Genomic DNA, 19,464 nt, shown 5'->3' on the forward strand with positions numbered 1-19,464 from the left:
ACAGGCGTTTGGCAAGATTGCGAATTTTGTAGTAAATTCACGTTTATTTCTCGCAAGAAATTTTATCTTTGATAGAAAATTATCGGTTCCGAAGTTCGCAACCTCGCCAAGCGCCGAAACGTTGTAGGCAACATATTTTCCGAACTTACTCTGAAGGCTTCTCTCCTATTTTTTCTGAATAATTTTTTACTGAAAATCTTGCGTGAAAATTGAAAACCGAACCTAACTTTGTCGATAAACTTTGTGCTGAAATTACGTTTTCGGGAAAATTCGTTGTGAAATGAAAACCTGAAACCAAACTTTGCGTGAAAATTTACTTTGCGTGAAAATCCGAACTTTGCGGATAAACGTTGCGTTTAGTTTTATAAGTTCCGAAAATATTATGCAGCCTACAACAGCGGTTTAAAAATATGGCTGGTTTCGGGATTTTTTGAAATGGCGCAGTTGTTTAATTTAAAGTTTTGGTTATATTTGTAAAGGCTTGGTGCTGGTTTTTCGCCACATTTTTAAGCCTCAGAACGTTGTGCGTCATATTACAAAAGCGACACGATAAACGTTCTCTTAATAAATAACTTTAAAAATAAAAAAAAATGGGATTTTTAGACTCTCTCAAAGATTCACTTAAGTATCCAAGATTTTCGGAAAAATACGAAATGGGATTTCCTGATATTAGTAGCGGTGACAAACCTGTTATAATTCAATTCAGAGAAAATGAAGTTGAATTTAAAATACTAACAGGATTTACATCTGTTAAAAAAATTATTAAACCAAATGACATTATAGAAGTTGGACTAAATCAAGAAACTTATAGGTCTGGTGGAAAAGCAGCTGCTGGAGCAATTATCGGTGGAGTTTTAACTGGTGGAATTGGGTTGTTAGCTGGAGCTGCAATAGGTGGCAAAAGAAGAAAAGAAAATCAATTGACATTAATTGTAAATGATAATGGTAATGAATGTGATATTTTTTTAAAACCAAGTAAAGATATTCCAAAGTTATATTCAGAATTAAAAAGATTGTTAAGTAAACAAACTACTAAACCAATTTTAAAAGAGTCTGAAATTTCAAACATTGAAACTAAATCTAATTTAGTAAGTGACTTGGAAAAATTACATAGTTTACTTGAAAAAGGAATCTTAACTCAACAAGAGTTTGATGAACAGAAAAGAAAATTACTTGAATAATAAATACGAACGCACAACAGCAGTTTGCAAAAATGGCGGGTTATAGGCTTAATTTAAAGTTGGTTTTGTACTTGCAAAGTCAGTGAAAAACCGAAAGTTTAGACTTCCTTAATCCGCCACTTCTGCAAGCTGCAAACCGTTAGCTGTAAGCGTATATGAACATTACGTGAAAAATATTGACAATAAAAATATCTGTAAAATGGGAATGTATTATAGTATTGAATTAAAAAACAATGAAGAAATTGGATATGTTGATTTTCCATATCCTCTATCGTATTTCTTTGAACAAATTGGTGGATATGATGACAAAAGTATTGTTAGTCAAATAGAAAAAATATTAGATATTGATTTAAGTATTTTTCAGAAAACATACAATCCTGAAATGGGTTTTGAAGAAGAACTTGAAGAATTTGAGGATTTTGATGTTGAAGTTGTAGAGAATGAAATGTGGGTTGACATTGACGAGTTGATGAATAAGTTAGACGAATTTAAGAACAAAACAGAGAAAAATAAAAATTATTTTTCGAAAGTTGTTTTAAATCCAAAAGATGACAGGAATGTTTATCAGGATTTTAATTTTGATTACGAAAAAATGATTAAATACCAACAAGAAAACCCATTATCATTATACCCTATTGACAATGGAATAATTTCTGAAAAAGTATTAGAAAATTCAATTAATGAACTTATAAATACTCTCAAAGAAATTAAAAGAAACGGAGAAACAGAAATAAGACTGATATATGGATAAAACGCCTACAGCTAACAAGGGTTTTGCGTCAGTCGGGCTGAAGTGCAAAATTCAACGGCAGTTTTTCAATTGAATTTTTAGTAATAATATCAACTTTTGTGCTTCGATTGCCCGCCCGAACGCAAAGCCCCGAAACGTTAAATGCAATATATTTTCCGAACTTACGCTGAACGCTTCGCTCCTATTTTTTTGCAAGAAAATTAATGAAAAATGTAGCCGAAAAATTTTGCGTGATAAGTGAAATCTGAACCGAACTTTGTCGAAAAACTTTGTGTTGAAAATACATTGCGGAAAACCAAACTTTGCGCGACAGATCAAGTTTGCGTGACAATGGAAATCAGAAAACCAAACTTTGTGGATAAACGTTGCGTTGTCTTTTAAATTCCGAAAATATAAAACTGCATTTAACAGCGGTTTAAAAATATGGCTAGTTTCGGGAATTTTTGAAATGGCGCAGTTGTTTAATTTAAAGTTTTGGTTATATTTGTAAAGGCTTGGTGTTGCATTTTCGCCACATTTTTAAGCCTCAGAACGTTATATGATACCCTTGAGCTACACAAACCGCTGAAAAAAACATACAATAAAAATCAAAATTTTTCGTTTCTTTGAATAATGAAAAGTACATTAAAAATATTTATCTTTTTTTATTACTCATTGGGAACTATATTTTTACCAATGGGAGACTTTTCAACTTTACAAGACATTCCTAAAATGTATAATAATTGTAAAGAACACGAACATCACGATATGACACCACTCGATTTTATTACTGACCACTTAATAAATATTGATGGCTTGTTCGACAAACACGACAACGGAGATGAACAAAAGCCACACAAAAATATAGACTTCACATTTAGTAATTTTACTGCCACACTTTTCTTTCAAGAAGTTAACACTTTTGAATTCAAGAGTATTAAAGTAACAATTGAAAATAGTATTGTAATTTCAAATTACAAAAAAGCTATTTATACTTTCAACCACACTCTTTCCATTTTTCGCCCACCAATATTTGTTTAATTTATTACTGTAGTTCCTTTTTTTACAAAGGAAAATTAAAACATTTTTAAATTATAACAAATCAATAAAATGAAAAAATATTTTTTCGTTGTATTGGCTATTATATGTAGCTATACATCAAGTTTTGCACAAAGCAAAACACCAAAAGCAGTAATAACTGCTTTCAATTCTGCTTACCCAAATGCTAAAAAAGTAAAATGGGATAAAGAAGATAATAACTTTGAAGCAAGTTTTAAGTTAAATAAAATTGCAAATTCCGTAGTATTTAATAATGAAGGGGAAATTTTAGAAACAGAAGTCGAAATTAATTTTAATGAGCTTCCAAAAAAAGCTGTAAATTATATTATAAAAAATTATAAAAATCAAAAAGTAAAAGAAACAGCAAAAATTATTACTGCAAAAGGTAATATAATATATGAAGCCGAAATAAAAGGCAAAGACATCTTTTTTGACAACAATGGTAATTTAATAACAAAAGACAAAATTAGTTAGCACTAATAATTTAAGCACAACACACTTCGTGTGCAGTGCTTTTTTTGCTTAACTAATCTTTTCTAAATTAATTTAATTTATCAATTATGTTCAAAAAAATCAACTTTTCAACAAGGTATTCCTTGCTGTTAACTTTCGTTATATGGTTTCTTGCTATCTCTCAAATAGTACGAATTATATTTTTCGTATGGCAATACGATGAAGTTTCCTTTAATATATTTACTGCACTTGGTACACTTCTAACAGGATTGTTTTTCGATATTGGTACAATAAGTTTTATTGTATTTCCTGCCATTATATATTACTTCATTTTTCCAAATAAATTTATTGGCTCTTGGGTTGATAAAATATTCATTTGGTTTTTTACCACATTAGTAACCTTTATATTAGTATTTACCTTTTTTGCCGAAATCACTTTTTGGGACGAATTCAAAACCCGATTTAACTTCATTGCTGTAGATTATCTAATTTACACACACGAAGTTGTTAAAAATATTCAAGAATCATATCCAATACCAGTATTAATAATTGGAGTTTCGGTTATTGTTTTTTTAGTATTATTTCTGTTTTATAAAAGAAATGCCTTCAAAAACACATTCTCACAAACAGCAACTTTAAAAGAAAAAAGTATTGTATTAGTAATTGGTTTAGTTTCTTGTTTGTTTTTTACAACATTTATAACAAACAATCACGCCGAATGGTCTTCTAATCGGTATAATGCCGAAATCTCAAAATCAGGAATTTATTCGTTTTTTTCTGCTTTCAGAAACAATCAAATGGTTTATAATGAGTTTTACACATCTGTAAACGACAAAGAAGCTTTCAATATCATTAGAAATAAATTAACGGACAATAACAGTAAATTTCAATCTAATAAATTATCTATTCACAGGACAATTTCTGATACTACAAATGCTACACCAAGTAAAAAAAATGTAGTTTTTATATTAGTAGAAAGCCTAAGTGCCAGTTTTATGAAAGAGTTTGGCAACCAGCAAAACATAACACCGTTTTTAGATAGTTTAGCTCAAAAAAGTGTATTCTTCGATAATTTATATGCCACAGGAACAAGAACCGTTCGTGGTATGGAAGCAATGACACTTTGTATTCCGCCAACACCAGGACAAAGTATTGTGAAACGTCCAGAAAATCAAAACTTATTTACTGTATCAAATGTTTTTAAATCCAAAGGATATAATTCAAACTTTTTTTATGGTGGCGATGGATATTTTGATAATATGAACGCTTACTTTGGTGGAAATGGTTTTACAATTTATGATCGTGGACGCGGAAGTGTCTTGAGTGATAAAATTAAAACAACTCGAAATAATATCAACGACAACGAAGTAACTTTTGAAAACGCTTGGGGAATTTGCGATGAAGATATTTATTCTAAAATGCTAAATGTTGCCGATGAACATCACAAAAATAACAAACCTTTTTTCAATTTTGTTATGACAACTTCTAACCATCGACCTTTTACTTACCCTGACAATGCAATTGATATTCCATCAGGTAGTGGACGTGAAGGAGCAGTAAAATATACTGATTACGCTATAAAAAAAATGTTTCAAAAAGCAAAGAATAAACCTTGGTTTAAAAACACGGTTTTCATAATTATTGCCGACCATTGTGCAAGTAGTGCAGGTAAAGATGAAATTGATGTAGCCAATTATCACATTCCTGCTTTTATTGTCAATTTTCCACAAGAAATGAACCAAAAAGTATCAAAACAATGTTCTCAAATAGATGTTTTTCCAACATTTTTTTCAATGATGAATTGGAGTTACGAAAGCAATTTCTTTGGCAAAAATGTATTTAATCAAAACTTTGAAGAACGTGCTTTTGTTGGAACCTACAGAAAATTAGTATTGATGAAAAAAGAAAAAGTAATGATTTTGTCTGACCAAAAAAGGCAATCTTTTTACTATTGGAACAAAACAGATAATAGTTTAAAACCTTTGCCAATGGATAAATCATTTCTTAATGAAACAATTTCTTGGTATCAAACTGCCGACTATTTATTCACAAATAAATTATTGAAATAATGGTTTACATTCATTTTATAGTAAATCCTATTTCGGGAAATGGTAATCATAATATTGGCAAAACAGAATTAGAAAAATATTTTTCAAAGGAAAAGTTTAAAATTGAAGTTGATTATTCTAACCATAAAAAACACGCAATTACGCTCACTAAAAAAGCAATAGAAAACAATCCAAACTGTATTGTAGCTTGTGGTGGCGACGGAACTATAAACGAGGTAGCATCGTGTTTGATAAATACAAAAATCAAGTTAGGTATTATTCCAGTTGGTTCAGGCAATGGTTTAGCTTCAAATCTAAATATTCCAAAAGAGATAAAAAAAGCAACAGAAATTATCCGAAACGGAAATAGTCAAACAATTGATGTGGGACAAGTAAATGAACACTATTTTTTTAGTAATATGGGTATCGGTATCGATGCTCATATTATTAAAAAGTACGAAACCTATAAAAAAAGAACTTTAATTGCTTACATAAAAGCATCAGTAACATCAAGTTTTCAATTTAAACCCATTCAAACTGTACTTGCTTTTAACAATCAAATTATAAATACAAATTCTTTTCTATTGTTCATTTCAAATTCTAACGAAATGGGATATGGAATGAGCTTAACACCTAAAGCAAGTTTACAAGATGGTTGGTTAGATTTAGTAGTTGTTTCAAAGTTAAACTTTATAAACAAGCTCATTTTAGGAATGTATGTACTATCAAATAAAGTCGAGAAGTTCAAAAATGCACAGCATTCATTAATCCAAAAAATGAGTATTAAAATTCCAAACAAAATAAACACAGACATACAAATTGATGGAGAATATTACAATATAAAAACCAACAAAATTGATGTTTCAATAATTAAAAACGGATTAGAAATAATAATGCAGTAACCTACTTTAAAAACAAACTTATGAGAAAAATAGTTTTTATATTTATATTTTTAGCAAACGCAATCTATGGGCAACAAACTAAAATTGATACTCTTAAAAAAATAACAGTCAATAACAATCAAGTATTCAAATTAAAAAAATTAATCATTCCAACAGTTTTAATTGGTTATGGTGTAATTGGCATTGAAAGTGATGGCTTAAAATTTATCAATTCAGGCATAAAAGAAGAAGTAAATGAAAATATAGACCAAAAAATTACAATTGATGATTTTTCACAATATGCACCAGCAATTACAGTTTACGGTTTAAACGTGGTAGGAATAAAAGGTAAACATAATTTTAAAGAACGAACAATAATTTTAGGCACATCTTATTTAATTATGTCCGCTTCAGTATTAAGTTTAAAATCAATTACTAAAGTGGAAAGACCAGACGGTTCGGCTTTCAATTCCTTTCCGTCAGGTCATACCGCAACAGCATTTGCAAGCGCAGAATTTTTGTGGCAAGAATACAAAGATGTTTCAATTTGGTATGGTATAACAGGATATTTAGTTGCAGCAGGCACAGGAGCATTTAGAATTTATAACGACAAACATTGGCTAACAGATGTAGTTGCAGGAGCAGGAATAGGAATTTTAAGCACAAAAGTTGCTTATTGGATGTTTCCTTACATTAACAAACATATTTTTAAATCTAATAAAAATGTTTCATCTACAATAATAGCACCTTTTTATAATGGCAAACAAATAGGTATAGGAATGGCTATCAACCTAAAATAGCAAACTATTTTTTTTAAAATAAATTACTTATTTTTGAAATCTATAACCAATTAAAAAACTTAAAATATGGCATCAGTATCAGAAACAGGACACGCTAAAAACGTAGCAAACTTACAAGATTTAATTTCATTCGTAACAGGCTACGGAGCAACCTACAACCCAACAAAAAATGCTTTAAAGTTACCACAACTTACCGCATTAGCAACAGCATCGCAAACAAGTTTAGCAGATGTAATTACCAAAAATACAGCATACAATAATAAAGTAAACGAAAGAGTTAACGCTTTCAGCGGTTTAAAAGCGTTATCAACTCGATTAGTAAACGCATTAGAAACTACCGATGCAACAGCACAAGTTATAAAAGATGCAAAAGGTTTTAATCGCAAGTTACAAGGCAAACGAGCATCAACAGCTACAACGCCTATCGACCCAAACACACCAGCACCAGCAACCATTTCTACAAGTCAGCAATCGTATGACCAACAAATACAACATTTGGCAGGTCTAACATCTGTTTTAATTTCAGAGCCAAGTTATGCACCAAACGAAACCGCTTTAGCAACTGCAACGCTTACAGCATTGCAAGCCAATTTAACTGCTAAAAATAATGAAGTAGCAACAGCATACACAAACATAAGCAATTCAAGAATTGCAAGAAACAACACATTATATGCAGACAGCACAGGATTAGTTGAAATAGCAACCGAAGTAAAGAAATACATTAAATCACTTTACGGAGCATCAAGTCCAGAATTTGCACAAGTAAAAGGAATAGAATTTAAGAAAGCAAAAAAATAACATAACCAAAAACAGAAAAGTCTAACCCACTTTTAAGAATATGCAAACCGCAAAAAGAAATATACTAAACGCAGAAAGGATTGTTTGCTCCGCAAACAAACTTATTGCTACCGCAATAAAATTTATCTTCTTTGCGTTTAGAATTATTTCAACCGCATTTAGAATTATTCAATCCGCAGAAAGATATATGACTTCCGCAATTAGAAATATAGCTTCCGCAAACAGAATAATAACAACCGCCAAATGGAACAGAAAAAAAGGGCATCATATAACAGCGGTTTGAAGCAATTGGGGGTTTAGGGCATAATTTGAAGTTGGTTTTGTATTTGCAAAGTTTAGTCTTAAACCGAAAGTAAAGGCTTCCTTAACCCCAACTGCTTCAAGCCGCGAAACGTTAAAAGCAATATTAAAAGATAACGTATAACCAAAATAAAGTAGATATCGCATATTTTAAAGGCATTAGCTTATCATCAAATTTTTTGCAATAGTTATCAAATTTTTCATTCTTTTTTATATCGCCAGTCATTGCAACATCTAATAAATCATTATCTCTAAAAGCTGTATAATTTACCCATATAAATAAAACTAAATGATATGGTAAAACAGGAATTAAGAAAATGTTTTTAAATACTGCTTTTAACACAGGTTTTGCAAGATTTTCGGCTTGATTGTTTAAATTTGTGTTCATTGTGTATTTGTTTTGTTAATTAATAATATAAAGTTTGTTTTTCGCTTCCCGAAAATCCTCGCAAAGCCTGAGAACGTTATGCAACATATTTCTGCTGAATAGAAAATTGCTGATTTTATTATGCTTTTTCTCTTTTTATTTCGCTTGAAAATCTTGATTTAAGTTTGATTCTTTAAAATTTTGCCGAATAAAAATATTGGAAATTTTGATTCGTGAAAAGTTTGCGTGAAATTTGATTCGTTAAAAGTTTGAGCGAAAAATGGAATAACAAATTTTGATTCGTATAAGTTTGCGGAAAATTTGATTCGTGAAAAGTTTGAGAAAAATAAAATGAGAAAATTTGATTTGTGAAAGTTTGAGCGAAAAATGTAATGAGAAATCTTGATTCGTGAAAGTTTGCGAGAATATTGAAACGTGTAAGATTGTGTAAAAAAAAAATTTATAAAACTTGTAGATTTATGAATATCAATTTAATCTTAAATAAATAATACGTCGCATAACAGCGGTTTGCTAAAATGGCGACTTTTTCTTTAAATTCATGTTCACTTTCCGCAAGAAATTGTATCTTAGCTAAAAATAAACAATTTACGAAGTCGCCACTTCAGCAAGCCGCGGCCCGTTAGCAGCCATTATTGCAAACAATATCAATAAAAAACAAAATGGAAAACAATCAATCAAAATTAGAAAAAAATTTACTCAAGGAATTAATACTTAATCAACCAAATCGACCTGGAGAATATACTTTTTCAAGAATCTATAGATTTTTTGATTATCAAAAACATTCTGAAGATGAAATTAAAAAGATTCTAAAAAATTTGGTTGATAAAAACATTCTAATTGAAAATAATGAAATTTATTCATTAACTAGAGATTCATTTTTTCAACTAAAAACTCAATATAAATACTCTATCCTTCTAAGTTCTGAGTATAGTAAATTTATTATTCCTTTTATAGTAGCTATAATAGCATCATTAATATCTGCTTTCCCAGATTTTGAAAAATTATTTATTCGAGATACTGAAACTGAATTAAATAATAAATTAGAACAAGATATTAAAGAAATTGAAAAAAAATTAAACAGCAATACTTTCATTATTACCAAAAAAAATAATGAAAAAACCAGTATTGTTGAACTGGAAATTCAAAAAATAAAAAAAGACTATCTTGAATTATCAGAAAATGTAAACTCTTTAAATTCTTTATTAGAGGATAATCCAAGAAAATTTGTTGAAATAGCTGCTATGAAAAGAGATATTGAAGACGTACGCAAGGAAATAAATTCTAACAATGAGTCTTTGAAAAGAGAAGTAGATAGAATTTCATCATATAATAATACATTAATTGCATTTATGATAACATTTCTTGTTGCCTATATTGGACTTGGTATATTTAATTTGGTAAGAAAAAATGACGCTACACCAATATAAAAACGGCTGCTAACAGGCGTTTGGCAAGATTGCGAATTTTGTAGTAAATACACGTTTATTTTTCGCAAGAAATTTTATCTTTAACAGAAAATAAATAGTTCCGAAGTTCGCAACCTCGCCAAGCGCCGGAACGTTGGCAGTAATTTTCAGAAAATCGAAATTCTAAAAAAATATGAAAAATTTAATTTACGTTTTTATTACATTTATTTTATTGTCTTGTATTGGACAAACAAAAATTAACGAAAATGAAAACACTAACTTTAACATTACTACAACTTATCCAAAAATAAACCTTCGCAAAATTGATAAAACTTGGAATAGTTTAAATGCAATTCAAAAAGACTGGATTAAAGTAGAAAAGGATAAAAATGGCTATTTAATATACCAGCCTTGTGATGGAGAAACGGAAACTATACAAATTGAAGGTGCTAAACTAACTATAAATTGGAGAATTGAAAATTCGCAAAAATTTGAACTTGAAAAATTCACAAGATTAACTGAAAATAACGCTTTTAGAGCTGATGCTTATGATATTAAAAATAAAATAGGATTCGAGATAAAGGCAAAAATTATAGATAACAAAAACGGAATTGTTTTGTGGGAATTTAATGGAAATAAATGGCTAATGACACCAAAAGAGAACTTTAAAAGTTTCAGAATTGTTAAAAATAATTGCAAAACGGAAATGAGAAAAGAATTAGATTTTTTGCCAATTGAATATTAAAAACAAAAAACTACTGCCAACAGCGGTTTGCTAAAATGGCGACTTTTTCTTTAAAATCACGTTTACTTTTCGCAAGAAATATTATATTTGAAAGAAAATTTGCGATTACGAAGTCGCCACTTCAGCAAGCCACGAGACGTTGTAGGCAACATATTTTCCGAACTTACTCTGAAGGCTTCTCTCCTATTTTTTCTGAATAATTTTTTACTGAAAATCTTGCGTGAAAATTGAAAACCGAACCTAACTTTGTCGATAAACTTTGTGCTGAAATTACGTTTTCGGGAAAATTCGTTGTGAAATGAAAACCTGAAACCAAACTTTGCGTGAAAATTTACTTTGCGTGAAAATCCGAACTTTGCGGATAAACGTTGCGTTTAGTTTTATAAGTTCCGAAAATATTATGCAGCCTACAACAGCGGTTTAAAAATATGGCTGGTTTCGGGATTTTTTGAAATGGCGCAGTTGTTTAATTTAAAGTTTTGGTTATATTTGTAAAGGCTTGGTGCTGGTTTTTCGCCACATTTTTAAGCCTCAGAACGTTGTAAGAGATTTTTGCGCAACATAATCTCGAAAAAACAGTAAATAAAACTAATTATTAACCAAAAACAACGTTTAAACTATGAGGAAAAAACAATTTAGAATTTTATCAATTCTTATTTTAATTACATTATTTGCCTTTATAGGCTGTAATGATGACAACTTGCACGAACACAAATACGATGCAGAAGCGGGTATAAAGTCGAGAAAAATTTCATTCAATGAATTTAAAAATCATACAGAAGCATTTGATTTAGTGGCTGATGTAAACAAAAAACAAAGTGAGTCAAATTCAGCTTTAAACAAAATTATAAAAGACACTCTTAATAATTTTACAATTGACACGCAAGAAGGTTTATATCTTCAATATGCTAATTTGCATTCATTTACATTTCCCATTCATAGAGAAGAGGATAATGGGAAACTAGAAAACTTAGTTTTGAGTTATCAAAATGATGGAAGTTATAAAGTTAAAATATTAAAGTATGACTTAACACCACAAGAAAAAGCAGATTTAGAACTTGACCAACTCAAAAATATTCAAAACCCAATTATTACTATTCCAATTGAAAATTTTAATACAAATCTTGTGGTTAATGGTTGTGAAACTATTACAGAAACTATTTGGGTTTCATGTGGTCATGGAGTTCATAATTCTTCAAATGTAAATTCATGGCCAAGTTGCACTTCAGACACACCTCCAAGAGTATTTACTGCTAGTAGAATTAAATGTATTGATGCAGGTGATAGTACTGGTGGTGGTGAACCAATTGATGATGGATTTGGTTCAGACCCAATACCTGGTGGAGGTGGTGGACCATCAGACAACAACTTCCCAAGTGATTATCCAACCCCAGAAACAAACCCTGAAGAGTATGAAGAAGGTATTTCTGCGCCAATTAAATCACCATATTTAAATGCTCCTAGAAGCACACCTTGTGCTGAATTGAATAAATTAACATCTAATATGAGTATGCAAGGCGCTTTAGCAAACCTTCGTACAAAAACTAATTTAACAAGAGAATCAGGTTATTCAATTTCAAAAAGAGATGCTACAAACTACAACTATCCTGTAGCTTGCAATGCTTCACCTAACAACCCTAACGAAATTAAAATGCCAACAGGTGGCACAAACATTGGTGGGTTTCACACGCACCCTTTAGCCTCCGCTACAGATGTTGTTCCTATGTTTTCTGATGGCGATATCAACTGGCTATTTTGGGTAGCACAAAGAAACGAAGCACCAAGACAAGGTAAAGTATATGAAGAATTTTTCTTAACTTTAACCGTGCCACAAGGCACTTATGCCATTAAAATTAAAGATTGGACAAAATTTTCAGCCTTTAGAAATAATAAAGCTTGGAAAAATATTGATGGTGCATCAGGTGGTGAATTATATAAATTAAGACATAAATATAATAAAATAAGACCAAATGGCAACCATAATAGAATGATAAATGCTTTTTTAGAAATATTACAAGAATTTGATGCGGGTATGGGTTTGTATGAAGCCAATAGCGAGTTAAATGGTTGGAGCGAGTTAGTCTTAGCACCTGATGCCACTTCTTATAATGGTAATGAACCAAGAAAAATACCTTGCCAATAAATATTAACAATTAACAACAAAAAAATGAAAAAAATAAATTTAATACTATTAAGTCTGCTATTAAGTATTAGTTGCAAAGCTCAAATTTTAGATGCTTATGATGTTGATGTTTTAATAGGAGAAGTAAATGGTGCTTACTATAAAGATATTAACAATTTTAGAGACCAGTTTGTTGGCACTTGGGTTTATTCACAGGGGGCTACCCAGTTAACCATAATGATACAAAAGAGAGATAATTTAACAAATTTTGACGGACTTAATACTTTTAATGAAGATGTACTAATTGGCGAATACCGTTATGTAGAAAATGGTATAGAAAAAATAAATACTCTTGCCAATATTAACACTAATTATGGTAATGATTATGATGAAAATTCTAAACATAATTTATTTGGAGGAATGTATTTACCTTTTCCAAATAATTATCCAAGATGTAATGAGTGCGCCCCAAACGAGAGAAGAATGGAATTTTCCTATTCAGAGCCTAACTATGACGGTAAAGGCATAGCTAACGGTCATGTAGTAGTAAGAAAATTTGTTGAGAACGGTGTTCACAAAATAAAAATTTGGTTCTATACAAGTAATCAAATTGTATTTGTAGATAGTGCTGGTAATCCTGTTGATAATCCGGCTCCTTTTAAAATACCTTTTGGCGAGTATGTATTAACAAAACAATAAAACCTCTTACAACAACAGTTTGTAGCAATAGCGGCTTTTGGGCATAACTGAAAGTCGCTTTTGTAATTGTAATGCTTTGTGATTAACCAAAAATTTAGATGTATTTAACCGCTACTGCAACAAGCTGGTGGAACGTTACCAGCAATTTTATGAGAACCAATAACGCAAAAAGACATGACGACCAAATTGAACGCGATGTTGAAAAATCTATATCGAGATTCTCCCAACATATGATGTCTAACTCAAAGTGGATAAAACTAGTCGACAAATTAGTTCAAAATACCGATAAAATATTAAAAATTGAATTTAAAAAAGTTCAAAATGATAAAATTGGTGAATTATATCTGGACGAAGACACAACATTTGGTTTTGATTATTGGAAAAACGGTTTTGAAGGTTGTAATTCACTTGGTGGTTGGTTAACTTTTAAAGAAATTGAATTTATTATTTTTCCACAAATTATTGATTCGAATAAAAATATTACTCAAGATTTAAAAGAAATTGAAAATTTAATAAATAGTGTTGGAAAATTTTCATTAGAAATCGATAATAGCAGCTTAAAATTATATTGCTACAAAGAATAAAAACTGCTGGTAACAGCGGTTTGCTTCAATGGCTACTTCCGGATTTTCCTGCGGAAAATCCGCTGCTGAATGGAATGTTTTGTTATATTTGTAATGGCTTGGTGTTAGTTCAACGCCACTGAGAGCAAGCCACAGAACGTTGGCTGCAAGTGTAGAGAACGACACCGCAAAACAATAACCGACAAAAATAAACTAACTTTGCAACAACCAAAAACAATTCAATAAATGCTTGAAAATTTACAAAAATTAGGATTTTCCTTGAACTCTGACAAAAATTTAGAATCAGATACTGAATATAAGATTATTATAGAAATTGACGAGGACATAACAAAGTCTAAAATTGACTATGGCAACCTAATTATTGTTCACCATAAATCAACTTCAAATCTCAGAAAACCTGAAAATTTAGTTGTTTTAGAATGTGTTATTAGACTTTTAAAAAAGGGATACCAACCGAAATCCATAGAGCTTGAAAAAACTTGGGCTTCAGGTCACGGAACAAGTGGAAGATTAGATGTTTTATTAAGAGATAAAGCAAAACAAACTTTTGCAATGATAGAGTGCAAAACTTGGGGTGAAGAATATTTAAAAGAAAAAGCTAACACATTAGAAGATGGAGGTCAAATTTTTAGTTATTGCATACAAGAGAAATCAACCAAACTAATATTTCTATACGCTTCAAAAATAACAAGTGATAGTATAGATTTTATTGCAGAAGCAATACCTGTTGAAAATTTAGATGGTTCAAACAGTGAAGAACTCCATAGGTCTTGGGACAAATCATTTATAAACGAAAGTATATTTAACGAAGAAGCAACTTTATATTTTTCGTCTAAAAGAAATTTAAAAAAGCAAGAATTAAAAGAATTAGATGCTGAAACTGGAAAAGGTCTTTTTAATGAATTTGCAGAAATTTTACGTAGATATGCTGTTTCTGATAAAACAAACGCATTTAATAAAATTTTCAATTTATTTGTTTGTAAAATATACGATGAAGATACAAAAAATCATATAGACGAATTGGATTTTCAATGGAAAGTAAATGACACTTACGACACTTTGGTAAAAAGATTATCTACTCTATATACAAAAGGTGTAAAAGATTTTTTAGGTATTGAAATTCAAGAAAATTATTTTTCTGTTTTTCAAGAATTTGCTTTTATCGACATTTATAATGACGACACATTTAAAAAGAATTTTGATATTGTTAAAGAGGTTGTTGAGTTTTTACAAAATTATCAAATTAAATACACGAGTAAACACCAATTTTTAGGTGATTTCTTTGAAGACTTGCTAAACTCTGGCGTAAAACAAGAAGCAGGACAGTTTTTCACACCCACTCCATTATCAAGATTTTTCATTAAATCTTTACCTATTACACAAATTATAGAAACCAAAATAGATAAAAAAGAACAAGATATTTTACCTTTTGTTATTGATTATTCTTGTGGTGCAGGTCATTTCCTTTCTGAATCAATTGACGAAATTGAAGAACATATAAAAAGAATAGACGTTTCTAAACTTGTTGGTAGAAGTCAAAAACACTTTTTATCAATAAAAGATAATTTTTTCTGGGCAAAAGATTTTATTTATGGAATTGAAAAAGATTATCGTTTAGCGAAAACCACAAAAGTAGCAATGTTTTTATATGGTGATGGTGATGCAATAATTATCAATGGAGATGGTTTAGATGATTTTGAAAAAAGTTTAAGTTATCAAGGAATTTTAAAAACTACCAAGAGAAATAAAAATTTAGAAAAATTTGATATTGTTGTTTCAAATCCTCCATTTTCTATAAGTGGTTTTAAACAAGATTTAGTAAACGGAAAATCAAATTTTGATTTATATAATTATGTAAGTAATAAAAGTTCTGAAATAGAATGTTTTTTTATTGAGAGAACTTTTCAAGTTTTAAAACCAAATGGTTATGCTGGTTTAATACTTCCATTAAGTATTTTATATACTGAAAGCCGAATTTATATTGAATCAAGAAAACTAATATTACTAAATTTCGATATAGTTGGTATTGTAGAATTGAGGGATAAAACTTTTAAACCGACAAACACAACTACAGCAGGTTTATTTTTAAGGAAAAGAGAAAATACTGAAATAATAAATGTAGTTCAAAATGTGAAAAAACTAATTCAAAATGAAGAATTAGAATTTATAGAGCAATTAGAATTTCAATTCCCTGATTATTTAATAAGTAAAGAAAGTATTAAAAAGCAATTAAATGAAATTGATATAGATAAACCCATTACAGGAATTGGTTTAAGTTTAGAAATAATTATTGTTCTAAACCATTTTTTAAATGAAAATAAAAAAACTGTTGTTGCATATTCTGGCGAGAAAAAAGAGCAAGAATTGTTTTTGGGGTATAGATATTCAACAGGAAGAAGAAGAGAAGGTTTAGAAATTTTAGAAAGAAAACACCTTTTTAACGAAAACGACATAAATGATAATTCTAAAATCAATTCACATATTTTGTCAAATTTCAATGGTAAAACATTAGAAATTCCAAGCGTTTTAAAAAAACACATAAGCTATATTGATACTGGAAAATTAATTGAAAAAGGAAATTTAATTATTAATAACCCTTCAAAATATTTTGAGTCTGATAACTATGTTATTGAAACAAATAGTCCATTAGGTGATTTTATTGACGAGTTTGAACAGACAACTATAAGCTTATCCGAATTAATAGATAAAAAAGAAATCGAACATTTTGGTGGTATTGTTTATAGCAAACAAGCAGAAGTTCCATATAAAACAAACAAAAAAGTTATAACCGCAAGCAATATGGATTTACGAACAGGTAAGTTAATTTTTGGTGATAAAATTATTTACTTGCAAGATGATTACGAATTGCCTACACATATCAAACCAATTACAAATGATATAATTATTTCAAATTCAAGTGGTAGTTTAAAACATTTAGGAAAAGTAGTATTTGTTGATAAAAATTATGACGACTCCGTAATTGGCGGATTTTTATCTATTTTAAGATGTAAAGATGAAAAATTATCTAAAGCAATATTTTATAGAATGCTATCACTTCCATTTAGAAAATATGTTTCTTCTTTAAGAGGACAAAATATAAACAATATGGATTTGGAAAAATTAAAAGCATTTAAATTTGAAATTCCTAATGACTTGGATAAATTCACTGAAATAGCAATAACAAAAGAGAATGATTATTTTGAAATTATCGAAAAAATGAACAGTCTGAGAAATAACACCTGACAGCCAACAGCAGTTTGGCAAAATGGCGGGTTCAGTGCTAAATTGAACATTCGGATTTCTAATAAACATTAGTGCTAAATTGAAAGTAAGAGCTTCTAAATCCGCCACTTCGCCAAGCTGCAAAACGTTAGCCGTCAGTTTGTTGAAACGCAGTAAAAAAAAATTAATCATGATATTGACATTTAAACAAAGAGAAGACTCGCAAAACATAACTCAAGAAGAATTAAATGATTTTGAAGCATTAATTGGGTTTACTTTGCCACAAGATTATAGACTACACATGTTTACACACAACGGAGGTGTGGTAAATGAGGATGTAAAACACATAAATTATCCTGAAGGAGGAGAAGGTATTTCTTATTTTTATGAAATAAAATATGGTAATTATACAATTGAGCAGATATTCTCAAATCTTAAAGGAAAAATACCTGATGGTTATTTAGCAATTGGAAGTACAGATAATTGCGGACATATAATTATTTCATTAAATAACGATAATACATACGGGAATACCAAAGAATGGTTTCCTGATGGTTATATTTATGATTTATCTCCATCTTTTACCCAGTTATTAAATGATATGATTTTGGATGAAGATGAGGATTAATTTTTTTTATATAAAACTTTTAAAATAAATATGAACATAACTTTTAGTAAAAACAGTAGCTCTCAAGCAATAACAAATGAAGAGTTTGAAGAATTTGAGAATCTAATTGGTTATAAATTACCAGAAGATTATAAAAATTTTATGCTAGAATATAACGGAGGTATAGTAAACGAATGGGAATTTGTTAAACATGTTAATTATCCAAAAGGAGAACAAGGTATTGTAAGATTATTTTCTATTGAATATGGTTTTGCAGGTATGGAGCAAATGCATAGAAGATATTTTGATTTATTACCAAAAGGATATATAACTATTGGACATACTTATTCTAGTGGTAGTATAATTATTTCCTTAAACAATGATGATACTTATGGCAATATAAAAGAATGGATCGATGAGGATATGGATATCTTAGATTTATCACCATCTTTTACACAATTACTTAACGATCAAGTGTTAATAAAAAAACAATAAAATATAAATCAATTATAAAACCGAACGGCTAACAGCAGTTTGGCAAAATGGCGGGTTCAGTACTAAATTGAACATTCGGTTTTCAAATAAACACTAGTGCTAAATTGAAATTAAGTGCTTCAAAATCCGCCACTTCGCCAAGCTGCAAAACGTTACCAGTAATTTTTAATCACGTTACTAATTTAGAATGGACTTAATAAGAAGAATTATTTCATTAAATGAAAACGAAGCTAAAAATGCTTGGCAACGTCTCGAGAAATGGTTAACAGAAAGTGGCAAAACTTCACTGAAATCATTTGCATATAAAAATCATATTTTTTTTGTTACGCTTGTAAATTCATCCGAGTTTAATGATTTAATTTTGGAGAACTCAACAGAATGGTATTTTATACATTCCGAAGATAAAAATTTTAAATCTCTATGCAAAATAATTGATTATGATGGTAATTTGGTTGACGAAAAACGATATCCGAAAATTTCAGCGAGTATTTGGATTCTTAAATCAAATTTAGACAACTTTAAAATTTTAAATCCAACACTAATTTATTCACCACATAATTTTGAAAATCACAACCAAAAAATTGATATAGATTTTTTAGAATTAATAAGAAAACTTGATAATGAAAAAATGAAATTGATTGAAATTACTGGAAATAACAAAATATCGCAAAATCATACACAACGAATAAGATAAAACTACTGGTAACAGGCGTTTGGCAAGATTGCGAATTTTGTAGTAAATTCACGTTTACATTTCGCAAGAAATTTTATCTTTGATAGAAAATAATCGGTTCCGAACTTCGCAACCTCGCCAAGCGCCGGAACGTTAGCGGTCAGCAGTGTTGGAACGTAAAAAAGGATGATTAAAACATTTTTTAAGCAAAAAAATTGTGTTAAATTTAACTTGCTTCATAAGTTTTATTAACATTTTTTAAGCCGAAATAAT

General features: G+C 29.6%; 18 protein-coding genes. 17 read left to right on the plus strand and 1 reads right to left on the minus strand.

Features of this window, described 5'->3' with window-relative positions:
• Positions 1–590: 590 nt before the first annotated feature.
• From AAEO58_RS13270 to AAEO58_RS13305, 8 genes are all read left to right on the plus strand, one after another.
• Positions 591–1,181, plus strand: coding sequence for an SHOCT domain-containing protein (locus tag AAEO58_RS13270; RefSeq protein ID WP_341683888.1), 591 nt, complete (start codon positions 591–593; stop codon positions 1,179–1,181).
• Positions 1,182–1,347: 166 nt separating this feature from the next.
• Entirely contained in the window at positions 1,348–1,932 is a 585-nt protein-coding gene (locus tag AAEO58_RS13275; RefSeq protein WP_341683889.1) for a hypothetical protein, read from the plus strand.
• A 675-nt stretch (positions 1,933–2,607) separates the two neighbouring features.
• The gene (locus AAEO58_RS13280) at positions 2,608–2,952 is read left to right on the plus strand and encodes a hypothetical protein (RefSeq protein WP_341683890.1); all 345 of its coding nucleotides are present in this window, start codon (positions 2,608–2,610) and stop codon (positions 2,950–2,952) included.
• Between the two features lie 69 nt (positions 2,953–3,021).
• Positions 3,022–3,444, plus strand: coding sequence for a PepSY-like domain-containing protein (locus AAEO58_RS13285; RefSeq protein WP_035693521.1), 423 nt, complete (start codon positions 3,022–3,024; stop codon positions 3,442–3,444).
• 122 nt (positions 3,445–3,566) lie between these two features.
• Positions 3,567–5,492, plus strand: coding sequence for an LTA synthase family protein (locus AAEO58_RS13290; RefSeq protein ID WP_287792471.1), 1,926 nt, complete (start codon positions 3,567–3,569; stop codon positions 5,490–5,492).
• The gene (locus AAEO58_RS13295; RefSeq protein ID WP_026726505.1) at positions 5,492–6,373 is read left to right on the plus strand and encodes a diacylglycerol/lipid kinase family protein; all 882 of its coding nucleotides are present in this window, start codon (positions 5,492–5,494) and stop codon (positions 6,371–6,373) included. Before AAEO58_RS13290 ends, AAEO58_RS13295 begins: the two co-directional genes overlap by 1 nt.
• A gap of 20 nt (positions 6,374–6,393) precedes the next feature.
• The gene (locus AAEO58_RS13300) at positions 6,394–7,152 is read left to right on the plus strand and encodes a phosphatase PAP2 family protein (RefSeq protein WP_287792474.1); all 759 of its coding nucleotides are present in this window, start codon (positions 6,394–6,396) and stop codon (positions 7,150–7,152) included.
• A gap of 66 nt (positions 7,153–7,218) precedes the next feature.
• On the plus strand, positions 7,219–7,950 hold the full coding sequence (locus tag AAEO58_RS13305) for a hypothetical protein (RefSeq protein ID WP_026726506.1): 732 nt from the start codon (positions 7,219–7,221) through the stop codon (positions 7,948–7,950).
• Between the two features lie 406 nt (positions 7,951–8,356).
• Here AAEO58_RS13305 and AAEO58_RS13310 read toward each other — a convergent pair whose 3' ends face one another.
• On the minus strand, positions 8,357–8,638 hold the full coding sequence (locus AAEO58_RS13310; RefSeq protein WP_341683893.1) for a hypothetical protein: 282 nt from the start codon (positions 8,636–8,638) through the stop codon (positions 8,357–8,359).
• A 659-nt stretch (positions 8,639–9,297) separates the two neighbouring features.
• On the opposite strand from AAEO58_RS13310, the gene AAEO58_RS13315 reads away from it, so the two are divergent.
• The 9 genes from AAEO58_RS13315 (at position 9,298) to AAEO58_RS13355 (ending at position 19,212) form a co-directional block, all read left to right on the plus strand.
• Complete coding sequence (locus tag AAEO58_RS13315; protein ID WP_341683894.1) at positions 9,298–10,065, plus strand: hypothetical protein; 768 nt, start codon at positions 9,298–9,300, stop codon at positions 10,063–10,065.
• A gap of 172 nt (positions 10,066–10,237) precedes the next feature.
• Entirely contained in the window at positions 10,238–10,789 is a 552-nt protein-coding gene (locus AAEO58_RS13320) for a hypothetical protein (RefSeq protein WP_341683895.1), read from the plus strand.
• Between the two features lie 619 nt (positions 10,790–11,408).
• Positions 11,409–12,932, plus strand: coding sequence for a hypothetical protein (locus tag AAEO58_RS13325; protein ID WP_341683896.1), 1,524 nt, complete (start codon positions 11,409–11,411; stop codon positions 12,930–12,932).
• 24 nt (positions 12,933–12,956) lie between these two features.
• On the plus strand, positions 12,957–13,610 hold the full coding sequence (locus AAEO58_RS13330; protein WP_341683897.1) for a DUF6705 family protein: 654 nt from the start codon (positions 12,957–12,959) through the stop codon (positions 13,608–13,610).
• A gap of 149 nt (positions 13,611–13,759) precedes the next feature.
• Positions 13,760–14,194 (plus strand): hypothetical protein, encoded by a 435-nt coding sequence (locus AAEO58_RS13335; RefSeq protein WP_341683898.1) that lies wholly within the window; start codon positions 13,760–13,762, stop codon positions 14,192–14,194.
• A 225-nt stretch (positions 14,195–14,419) separates the two neighbouring features.
• The gene (locus tag AAEO58_RS13340; RefSeq protein WP_341683899.1) at positions 14,420–17,437 is read left to right on the plus strand and encodes an N-6 DNA methylase; all 3,018 of its coding nucleotides are present in this window, start codon (positions 14,420–14,422) and stop codon (positions 17,435–17,437) included.
• A 169-nt stretch (positions 17,438–17,606) separates the two neighbouring features.
• Complete coding sequence (locus AAEO58_RS13345) at positions 17,607–18,044, plus strand: SMI1/KNR4 family protein (protein ID WP_341683900.1); 438 nt, start codon at positions 17,607–17,609, stop codon at positions 18,042–18,044.
• A 30-nt stretch (positions 18,045–18,074) separates the two neighbouring features.
• Positions 18,075–18,518: an SMI1/KNR4 family protein gene (locus AAEO58_RS13350; protein ID WP_341683901.1), complete on the plus strand. Its 444-nt coding sequence runs from the start codon at positions 18,075–18,077 to the stop codon at positions 18,516–18,518.
• Positions 18,519–18,705: 187 nt separating this feature from the next.
• Positions 18,706–19,212 (plus strand): hypothetical protein, encoded by a 507-nt coding sequence (locus AAEO58_RS13355; RefSeq protein ID WP_341683902.1) that lies wholly within the window; start codon positions 18,706–18,708, stop codon positions 19,210–19,212.
• Positions 19,213–19,464: the final 252 nt, after the last annotated feature.

The sequence above is a fragment of the Flavobacterium helocola genome (assembly GCF_038289885.1).
Taxonomy (GTDB): domain Bacteria; phylum Bacteroidota; class Bacteroidia; order Flavobacteriales; family Flavobacteriaceae; genus Flavobacterium; species Flavobacterium cheniae.